Here is a 10000-nt window from a genome sequence, read left to right as displayed (position 1 = left end):
ACTTAGATGTTTCAGTTCCCTGGGTTTGCTTGAAACCTCCTATTTTATTCAGAAGTCTCATACCTTCACTTGATAACCGGAAATCCAAAACCTCTTCGATCGAAATCTAAAGGTCTGGCTTCTCGCATTATCTGGTCGAACCCCACACCGATGTCTTTCGACAAAGGTCTTGGAGTTCCGGCTATCGAAGGTGGGTTTCCCCATTCGGAAATCCGTGGATCAAAGCTTCTTCGCAGCTCCCCACGGCTTATCGCAGCGTAGCACGTCCTTCATCGCCTCTCAGCGCCAAGGCATCCACCGAACACCCTTAAGGCACTTGATTGCTCTCATTATCAATGTCCACACACTCGGCAGAATGTTGTCTGCAGAACTGCCAAGAGATCGAAATCTCTAAGGCACGCGCCCTCGATGAACGCTATCTGCAGCCGGACATTGACTAGAAAGACCAGCTTGCTTCGTAAGATCGTTCCGATAGCGAGGCGGTCAAGCTTCGCTAAAAGGATCATTTACAACTCGCAGCCAACCTCACGGTTGAAAGCGAGCGCCGAAATGATCCGGAGATAATGAAGGCTCGCGCAGAAATCTCCTGCACGATCCAACTCGGATCGATCTCCTCTTTACGATGTCAGAAATCACGCACGTTACTGTCTATCCAGACTAGTAGGTGCGAAGTGATGTTTCGCGGACGACGGTCAAGATCTCGGTGATCAAACCATCTGGTGGAGCCAGACGGGATCGAACCGACGACCTCATGCTTGCAAAGCACGCGCTCTCCCAGCTGAGCTATGGCCCCGTAACCAGAAGACGAATGCTCGATTGATTAGCCCGCCTTCGCCAAAGCTACAGCGCGACAGCCTTCGTATCGAAGGGCTTGCCTAGCCGAAGCAGCGAAGCGCGAAGGCTGGTGGGCCTGGGAAGACTTGAACTTCCGACCTCACGCTTATCAAGCGCGCGCTCTAACCAACTGAGCTACAAGCCCCTAACGCTATCCTATCAAGGACTAGGGTCTCGGCGTGCAGCAGCCGGCGACCAGCGCCGAATGCAATCGCACAGCGCAGCCCCGGCGCGTGTTCGTCCGCGAAGAAAGAGAAACGAAGACGGCGAAATCCCGCCAATGGAGCTCAACGATCTGGCGATCTGTTGGCCCCTGATGTTTCTAAAACGATCCGATAGTGAGCGTGAGCTCGCTGAAGGATCATCCTTAGAAAGGAGGTGATCCAGCCGCAGGTTCCCCTACGGCTACCTTGTTACGACTTCACCCCAGTCGCTGACCCTACCGTGGCCGGCTGCCTCCATTGCTGGTTAGCGCACCGTCTTCAGGTAAAACCAACTCCCATGGTGTGACGGGCGGTGTGTACAAGGCCCGGGAACGTATTCACCGTGGCGTGCTGATCCACGATTACTAGCGATTCCAACTTCATGGGCTCGAGTTGCAGAGCCCAATCCGAACTGAGACGGCTTTTTGAGATTTGCTAGGACTTGCGTCTTCGCATCCCATTGTCACCGCCATTGTAGCACGTGTGTAGCCCAGCCCGTAAGGGCCATGAGGACTTGACGTCATCCCCACCTTCCTCGCGGCTTATCACCGGCAGTCTCCTTAGAGTGCTCAACTAAATGGTAGCAACTAAGGACGGGGGTTGCGCTCGTTGCGGGACTTAACCCAACATCTCACGACACGAGCTGACGACAGCCATGCAGCACCTGTGTTCCAGGCTCCGAAGAGAAGGTCACGTCTCTGCGACCGGTCCTGGACATGTCAAGGGCTGGTAAGGTTCTGCGCGTTGCGTCGAATTAAACCACATGCTCCACCGCTTGTGCGGGCCCCCGTCAATTCCTTTGAGTTTTAATCTTGCGACCGTACTCCCCAGGCGGAATGCTTAAAGCGTTAGCTGCGCCACTAGTGAGTAAACCCACTAACGGCTGGCATTCATCGTTTACGGCGTGGACTACCAGGGTATCTAATCCTGTTTGCTCCCCACGCTTTCGTGCCTCAGCGTCAGTATCGGGCCAGTGAGCCGCCTTCGCCACTGGTGTTCTTGCGAATATCTACGAATTTCACCTCTACACTCGCAGTTCCACTCACCTCTCCCGAACTCAAGATCTTCAGTATCAAAGGCAGTTCTGGAGTTGAGCTCCAGGATTTCACCCCTGACTTAAAGACCCGCCTACGCACCCTTTACGCCCAGTGATTCCGAGCAACGCTAGCCCCCTTCGTATTACCGCGGCTGCTGGCACGAAGTTAGCCGGGGCTTATTCTTGCGGTACCGTCATTATCTTCCCGCACAAAAGAGCTTTACAACCCTAGGGCCTTCATCACTCACGCGGCATGGCTGGATCAGGGTTGCCCCCATTGTCCAATATTCCCCACTGCTGCCTCCCGTAGGAGTTTGGGCCGTGTCTCAGTCCCAATGTGGCTGATCATCCTCTCAGACCAGCTACTGATCGTCGCCTTGGTAGGCCATTACCCTACCAACTAGCTAATCAGACGCGGGCCGATCTTTCGGCGATAAATCTTTCCCCGTAAGGGCTTATCCGGTATTAGCACAAGTTTCCCTGTGTTGTTCCGAACCAAAAGGTACGTTCCCACGCGTTACTCACCCGTCTGCCGCTGATGTATTGCTACACCCGCTCGACTTGCATGTGTTAAGCCTGCCGCCAGCGTTCGCTCTGAGCCAGGATCAAACTCTCAAGTTGGACTTGAACTTTGAACCGGCTGATCACAACGTTTGACGAGGTCCCACCATTTTTCATCGACCGAAATCGACGAGCTGCCTGCGATTCACATCGCTGGCAACGATGGTGTTTCCTTTAAAACGTGTACCGCCGAAGTCTTTCGTCCGGTCTCGATCAGAAAAGCCGAAGCTTTTCAGAAGCGAGACCCGCAAGGACTCCGCCGTCCACGTTTCTCTTTCTTCATCTTCACTTGTCAAACAGCCCGGGACCGGAGAGGTCCCAACCTTCCTGGGAGGAAGGGTTCCGACATCCTTACCGACGATGAATGACTCCAACCGACTTGTGTCGGTTGTTGTGTCACTCAACAAGGTGAGGAGCATCAGTGGCGCGTTCGCTCGCCTCGGTCAGTGACCCGGCGGCGCCGCGCTCAGTGGTTGGGGTTATAGGCCCCACCTTCCGGGCTGTCAACGCCAATCGTCAACAAATCGTCGCACAGTGGATTGTCGCAAAAATTCACGCGATTCCAGTGAGTTAAGTGGCCGCTGAGCGCGCAGACCGAACCGTAGCGGAGAAAAAACTGAAAAAAGTTTGGGCCCCGGCGGGCCCCGGAGGTGGCTTCCTGCGCCCCTCCCGGGAGCCCCCTCGCGCCGGCCAGATCGGGAAACTTTTTCAGGATTTGGCGCCGTACTAGAGCCACAATCCCGCGGCGTTCTGGTATGACACAAGCTTGAATCGCAGGACGCCAGTGGGGGCTGCCGGCGATTTTACTGGTCCGGGGGAGGCGATCTGAAAGATGCAACTGCCTTCCCGGGACATTCGAGAGACATCGAGAGACTTTCATCCGCTTCGCTGCTCGTGAACTCGGCCGGCCCTTCTGGCTGACGAGCGTCTTCAAGCGGCGCGCCTTCCTCCGAAGATCCCCCTTGAAGAGGGCGAGGACGGCAAGGTGCGAGAACAGGCTTCGCGTATGTCGGTAGTATTGGGGGACTTGGGTTGAACCATAGGGCGTCACGCGGGGGTTATCGGCGTGAGACCGGGATCATTGATCTCGGCCACGAGCCGCCGCTTTCCGTCGATGGTTCCGAAGCTGCCGTCATCGATCGCCGTCGCGTCTCCGTACAATGGTTCAGCGGCACGATCCTGACCGGACTGTGCGGCGCGGCCTTGATCGGCGGCGCCGTTTTCGCTTCGCTCGACGGCGAAATGACTTTTGCCAAGGTGCCGGAGCGCGTCGAAGGCGTGCTGCGCGGCGCGTTCGGCGCCAATGATCGCGCCGCCACCGTGCACAAGAGCGATCGCCTGCCGCCGCCCAGCGAATCCACCGCCTCGCGCAACGTGGTGCGCGTCTCGACGGTCGCCCGCGTCGGCAACCGCGACGTGATGCGGGTGCGGCCCTTCATCCGCATCGCCGGCAACCTCTCGATGACGACGAGCGATCTGTCGGCCAAGATCCCGCCGTTCAACGCCCAGCGCCTTCTGACCGACGTCGGCTCCGACCCGAAGACCGCGGCCGATGATCCCAACAATCCTGAAGCGGTCGAGCCCGACGCCGAAGTCTCCTTCGTCACGAAGGATCTGACGCCGGTGCTGCCGAAGGCGAAGATCGCCGCCGTCGTGGCGCTCGACGACATCCTGATGCGTGTGCGCGATGCCGCCAACTGGCGCGGCAATGGCGGCGGCGTTCGTTATGCCGCGCTCACCAACGCCACCGCCGACGTCTCCGGCGCGACCGGCGCGCAGTCCGACATCAAGATGGCCTACGCCCCCGAGGCGTCGACGTCCGACCCCTATGCCGGCTTCGAGACGCGCGTGGTGCCGGAAAACGTCACGCTGCTGCCGAAGACCAAGGAACAGATCACCGGCGGCAATCCCAATGGCGAGCGCGTGCACGTCGTCAAGAAGGGCGACTCGGTGGCCTCCGTGCTGCGCGATCTCGGCTCCACGCCCGAAGAGATCAAGGCGATCACCGCGACGCTCGGGCCCCGCGGGCGCGACGGCGGCCTCAAGGAAGGCGAGAAGCTTCGCATCCTGATGGCGCCCGCAAGCGTCGGCGCCCGGCTCCAGCCGTTCCGCGTCGTCGTCGCCAACGACACCATGGTCGAGGCGATCGCGGCGCTGTCCGATCTCGGCAAATACGTCGCTGTCGACGTCTCGAGCATGAACACCGTCGCCGACACGGCCGCGAATACCGGCAGCGACGACGATGACGATGACGACGGCACTGGCGTGCGGCTCTACCAGAGCATCTACGAGACCGCGATGCGCAATAAACTGCCGATGCCGGTCATCGACGACATGATCAAGATCTACTCCTACGACGTAGATTTCCAGCGCAAGGTGCAGCCGGGCGATTCCTTCGACGTCTTCTACGCCGGCGAGGACGAGGGCGTGAACGCGACCGAGAAGAGCGACGTGTTGTTCGCCTCTCTCACGGTCGGCGGCGAGACCAAGAAATATTATCGCTACCAGAGCGCCGACGACGGCGTCGTCGACTACTATGACGAGACCGGCAAGAGCGCGAAGAAGTTCCTGGTCCGCAAGCCCGTCAACAGCGCCATCATGACTTCGCCGTTTGGCTCCCGCAGGCACCCGATCCTCGGTTTCACCAGGATGCATACCGGCGTGGACTGGGCGACCGCCTACGGCACGCCGATCTTTGCCTCCGGCAATGGCGTAATCGAAAAGGCCGAATGGTCGAGCGGCTACGGCAAGTACATCCGCGTCAAGCATCCGAACGGCTACGAGACTGCCTATGGCCACATGTCGGCCTTCGCCAAGGGCATGGAAATCGGCAAGAAGGTGCGGCAGGGCCAGGTGATCGGCTTCGTCGGATCGACCGGCGGCTCGACCGGCCCGCACGTCCACTACGAAATCCTGGTCAACGGCCGCTTCGTCGACCCGATGCGCGTCAAGCTGCCGCGCGGCCGCTCGCTGGAAGGCCCGATGCTCGCGGGCTTCGAGAAGGAGCGCGACCGCATCGAGGCGATGATGAGCAACCGCTCCAGCGGCATCGCCCGCATCTCGGATGCGACCGGCGGCCCGCTCCAGGTCACGAACAGGTAAGTCACCAACAGGTAATTTTTCTCAAAACCCGGCCTTTTCCCGGCCAGGTGCCGTCCTACCTCCCCAGTTGCGGAACTGATCGGCCGCGTCTCGATTGACCCGCGCGACCTGTTTGAGCCGTTGAGCCAGAGGAGGACCAACCATGCGGCGCCTCTCACGCGACGACGTCATCAAGGCCGTCAGCGGGGCTGACGACGTCACCATTGCAGAGATCATCGGAACCGGCGCGACCATCGAAGAGCTCGCCGAAGCCCAGGCCTGGCTCGCCAATGACGAGCCCATGATCAACGATTTGCGACCGCTGGCACATGGCCGCGTGCGCGAGCTGGTGGATATCCTCTCCGAGATCGACGAGGGCGGCGACGAGGACGACGCGGCCGATTCAGGTCCCGCCCCCGCGATCAGCTAGACCCATCCAAACAATTCGCCCCGGAAAGGCGGACCTTTCCGGGGCGTTGTTGGCCGCGACAAACGCGGCGATCAGTTCAGCTTCCGCTTCGGCACCGGCGCCTCGAACTGGGCGATCTCGGCCGTCTGCGCCGCCTTGCCGTTGAAGGTCAGCACGTTGCCCTCGCTGGAGATCGCAACGGTGTCGCCGTCCTTGACGTCGCCGGCCAGGATCATCTCGGCGAGCGGATCCTGGAGATAGCGCTGGATCACCCGCTTCAGCGGCCGCGCGCCGTAGGCCGGATCCCAGCCCTTGGCAGCGAGCCAGTCGCGGCCTGCGCCATCCAGCGTCAGCGTGATCTTGCGATCGGTGAGCAGCTTCTGGAGTCGTGCGAACTGGATCTCGACGATCCGGCCCATCTCGCTCTTCTGCAAGCGATGGAACAGGATGATCTCGTCGACGCGGTTGAGGAACTCTGGCCTGAAATGCGCCCGCACCGTTCCCATCACGTAGTCGCGCACGGCGGACGTGTCCTCGCCCTCCGGTTGATTCACCAAGAACTCCGAACCGAGATTCGAGGTCATGATGATCAGCGTGTTGCGGAAATCCACGGTACGGCCCTGGCCATCGGTCAGCCGGCCATCGTCGAGCACCTGCAACAGGACGTTGAAGACATCCGGATGCGCCTTCTCGATCTCGTCGAACAGCACGACCTGGTAAGGCCGGCGCCGCACCGCTTCGGTCAGCGCGCCGCCCTCGTCATAGCCGACATAGCCCGGAGGCGCGCCGATCAGCCGCGAGACCGAGTGCTTCTCCATGTATTCGGACATGTCGAGGCGGACCATTGCGGTCTCGTCGTTGAACAGATATTCGGCGAGCGCCTTGGTCAGCTCGGTCTTGCCGACGCCGGTAGGTCCTAAGAACATGAACGAGCCGATCGGCCGGTTCGGATCCTGCAAGCCCGCGCGCGAGCGGCGCACCGCGGTTGCGACCGCATGCACGGCCTCAGCTTGGCCGACGACGCGCTTGCCGAGCGCCTCCTCCATCTTGAGGAGCTTTTCCTTCTCGCCTTCGAGCATCTTGTCGACGGGCACGCCGGTCCAGCGCGAGACCACCTGCGCGATGTGGTTGGCGGTGACCGCCTCCTCCATCATCTCACCGGAGCCTTCGCGCGCCTCGATATCGGCGAGCTTCTTCTCCAGCTCCGGGATCCGGCCATAGGCCAGCTCGCCGGCGCGCTGGAATTCGCCGCGCCGCTGCGCATTGGCGAGCTCGACACGCAGGGCGTCGAGCTCGGCCTTGAGCTTCTGGGCGTTGGAGAGCTTGTTCTTCTCCGCACTCCAGCGCGACGTCAGCGCCGCCGACTTCTCCTCGAGATCGGCGAGCTCCTTCTCCAGCGCCTGGAGGCGGGTCTTGGAGCCGAGGTCGCTTTCCTTCTTCAGGGCTTCCTGCTCGATCTTGAGCCGGATGATCTCGCGATCCAGCGAATCCAGCTCCTCGGGCTTGGAATCGACCTGCATCTTCAGCCGCGCCGCGGCCTCGTCCATGAGGTCGATCGCCTTGTCGGGCAGGAAGCGGTCGGTGATGTAGCGGTTGGACAGCGTCGTCGCCGCCACCAGCGCGGAATCGGTGATCCGCACGCCATGGTGCTGCTCGTACTTGTCCTTCAGCCCGCGCAGGATCGAGATGGTATCCTCGACCGAGGGCTCGCTGACGAAGATCGGCTGGAAGCGCCGCGCCAGCGCCGCATCCTTCTCGACGTGCTTCTGGTACTCATCGAGCGTGGTCGCGCCGATGCAGTGCAGCTCGCCGCGCGCAAGCGCCGGCTTGAGCAGGTTTGACGCGTCCATCGCGCCGTCGGCCTTGCCGGCGCCGATCAGCGTGTGCATCTCGTCGATGAACAGGATGAAGGTGCCTTCGGTCGCGGTCACTTCCTGGAGCACGGCCTTTAGCCGCTCCTCGAACTCGCCGCGGTATTTCGCGCCGGCAATCAGCGCGCCGAGGTCGAGCGAGAGCAGCTTCTTGTCCTTGAGGCTTTCCGGCACGTCGCCGTTGACGATGCGCAGCGCGAGGCCCTCGACGATGGCGGTCTTGCCGACGCCGGGCTCGCCGATCAGGACGGGATTGTTCTTGGTGCGGCGGGAGAGCACCTGGATGGTGCGGCGGATCTCCTCGTCGCGGCCGATCACCGGGTCGAGCTTGCCGTCGCGCGCGGCCTGGGTGAGATCACGGGCGTATTTCTTCAGCGCGTCATAGGCGTTCTCGGCGGTCGCGCTGTCGGCCGTGCGGCCCTTGCGTAGCGCCTCGATCGCCGCGTTGAGGTTTTGCGGGGTGACGCCGCCCTTGCTGAGGATCGTGCCGGCTTCGCTTGACCTCTCCAGCGCGAGCCCGAGCAGCAGCCGCTCGACCGTGACAAAGCTGTCGCCGGCCTTCTCGCCGGCCTTTTCGGCGGCGTCGAAGGTGCGAGCGAGCTCAGGCGCCAGATAGATCTGCCCGGCGCCGCCGCCACTGACCTTCGGCAGCTTGTTCAGGGCCTCCTCGGTCGCCTTCAGAATTGCGCGGGAATTGCCGCCTGCGCGGTCGATCAGACCGGCAGCGAGGCCCTCATTGTCGTCAAGGAGGACTTTCAGGAGATGGAGAGTCGAAAACTGCTGGTGTCCCTCGCGCATCGCGAGCGACTGGGCGGATTGGATGAAGCCCCTGGAGCGTTCGGTGTATTTTTCAATGTTCATCTTGTCTTTCCCTCGGCCTGCCCCTGGAGCCCTCTAAGGCACTCCAAACGGCATCTTCATTGGGTTTCCGCTGGCCGCATTGACGTTCCTCAACCGGCAGCGGTCGTTAGCAGCCGACGCTGGCGCCGGCCTGACGCAGATGTGGGAACCAAGTCACGGGAACGGAAGAGGCTTCTTCACAAATTCGTGCGTGGCAAACTCGTGGGCTGAATGGCGCGCTTGGCGTCGGCGGGGGGAATCCCTTAACTAGCGTCATGGTTGCCAACCCGACTGCCGAGATCACCGGTCTTTACCGCTATCCGGTCAAAGGCCTCACGCCCGAGCCCCTGCCCCGCGTCGCCTTGCGGGCCGGCCAGACCCTGCCGGCCGACCGCCGCTATGCCATCGAGAACGGCCCGAGCGGGTTCGATCCGGAGGCGCCGCAATGGATGCCCAAGAGCCAGTTCCTGATGCTGATGCGCAATGAGCGTCTGGCGGCCTTGCAAAGCCGGTTCGAGGACGCGGCCAATCTTCTGACCATTCGCAAGGACGGTCAGGTCGTCGCCAGCGGCGACCTGGAGACGGCCAGCGGGCGCGCCGCCATCGAGAGCTACTTCACCGGCAATTTCCAAAGCGAGCTGCGGGGGCCGCCAAAAGTGCTGTCGGGGCGCGACCACAGCTTCTCGGACGTCGCCCGCAAGGTCGTCTCCATCATCAATCTCGGCAGCGTGCGCGCCATCGAGGAGATGCTCGGCGGCACCGCCGTTCATCCCCTGCGCTTCCGCGCCAATCTCTACCTCCAGGGCTGGCCGGCCTGGCACGAGCTCGACCTCGTCGGCCAGACGCTCGCGATCGGCGCAGCGCGGCTGAAGATCGTCAAGCGCATCGTCCGCTGCGCGGCGACCAATGTCGATCCGGAGACCGCACAGCGCGACCTCGAGATTCCGCCCACGATCATGCGCCACCTCGGCCACATGGATTGCGGCATCTATGGCGAGGTGATCGCGGACGGCGAGATCGGCGTCGGCGATGCCGTGGCCGTTGAAGAGCCGAAGTTGATGTGAGCCGCGTAGGGTGGGTTAGCCGAAGGCGTAACCCACCACGGTCCACCTCCGCGGAAGCGAAAGAGGTGGGTTACGCTTCGCTAACCCACCCTTGTATTAGC

Annotated in this window: 4 protein-coding genes, 2 tRNA genes and 2 rRNA genes (1 of these 8 cut by a window edge); 3 read left to right on the top strand and 5 right to left on the bottom strand. The window is 61.6% G+C overall.

Features of this window, described 5'->3' with window-relative positions:
• The 4 genes from QQL28_RS43800 to QQL28_RS43785 form a co-directional block, all read right to left on the bottom strand.
• Positions 1-322: ribosomal RNA gene (locus tag QQL28_RS43800) — 23S ribosomal RNA — on the bottom strand (it extends 2552 nt beyond the left edge of the window).
• 395 nt (positions 323-717) lie between these two features.
• Positions 718-793: transfer RNA gene (locus QQL28_RS43795), tRNA-Ala, on the bottom strand.
• Between the two features lie 109 nt (positions 794-902).
• Positions 903-979: transfer RNA gene (locus QQL28_RS43790), tRNA-Ile, on the bottom strand.
• A 226-nt stretch (positions 980-1205) separates the two neighbouring features.
• A 16S ribosomal RNA gene (locus QQL28_RS43785) occupies positions 1206-2694 on the bottom strand.
• The 16S and 23S rRNA genes sit together here with 2 tRNA genes alongside, the layout of an rRNA operon.
• A 972-nt stretch (positions 2695-3666) precedes the next feature.
• Between QQL28_RS43785 and QQL28_RS43780 the strand changes: the two genes are divergently transcribed.
• Both QQL28_RS43780 and QQL28_RS43775 read left to right on the top strand, forming a co-directional pair.
• A complete protein-coding gene (locus tag QQL28_RS43780; protein ID WP_284275904.1) occupies positions 3667-5736 on the top strand; it encodes a M23 family metallopeptidase in 2070 nt (689 codons plus the stop codon).
• Positions 5737-5878: 142 nt separating this feature from the next.
• A complete protein-coding gene (locus QQL28_RS43775) occupies positions 5879-6145 on the top strand; it encodes a hypothetical protein (RefSeq protein ID WP_284275902.1) in 267 nt (88 codons plus the stop codon).
• 71 nt (positions 6146-6216) lie between these two features.
• Here QQL28_RS43775 and clpB read toward each other — a convergent pair whose 3' ends face one another.
• Positions 6217-8856, bottom strand: a complete 2640-nt coding sequence (clpB, locus tag QQL28_RS43770; RefSeq protein ID WP_284275900.1) for an ATP-dependent chaperone ClpB — start codon at positions 8854-8856, stop codon at positions 6217-6219.
• 254 nt (positions 8857-9110) lie between these two features.
• Here clpB and QQL28_RS43765 point away from each other — a divergent pair, with 254 nt between their 5' ends.
• Positions 9111-9899: an MOSC domain-containing protein gene (locus tag QQL28_RS43765; protein WP_284275898.1), complete on the top strand. Its 789-nt coding sequence runs from the start codon at positions 9111-9113 to the stop codon at positions 9897-9899.
• The last annotated feature ends 101 nt before the right edge of the window (positions 9900-10000 follow it).

The sequence above is a fragment of the Bradyrhizobium iriomotense genome, assembly GCF_030160715.1.
Classification (GTDB): Bacteria; Pseudomonadota; Alphaproteobacteria; order Rhizobiales; family Xanthobacteraceae; genus Bradyrhizobium; species Bradyrhizobium iriomotense.
This window is presented reverse-complemented; position numbering and strand designations above follow the sequence as displayed.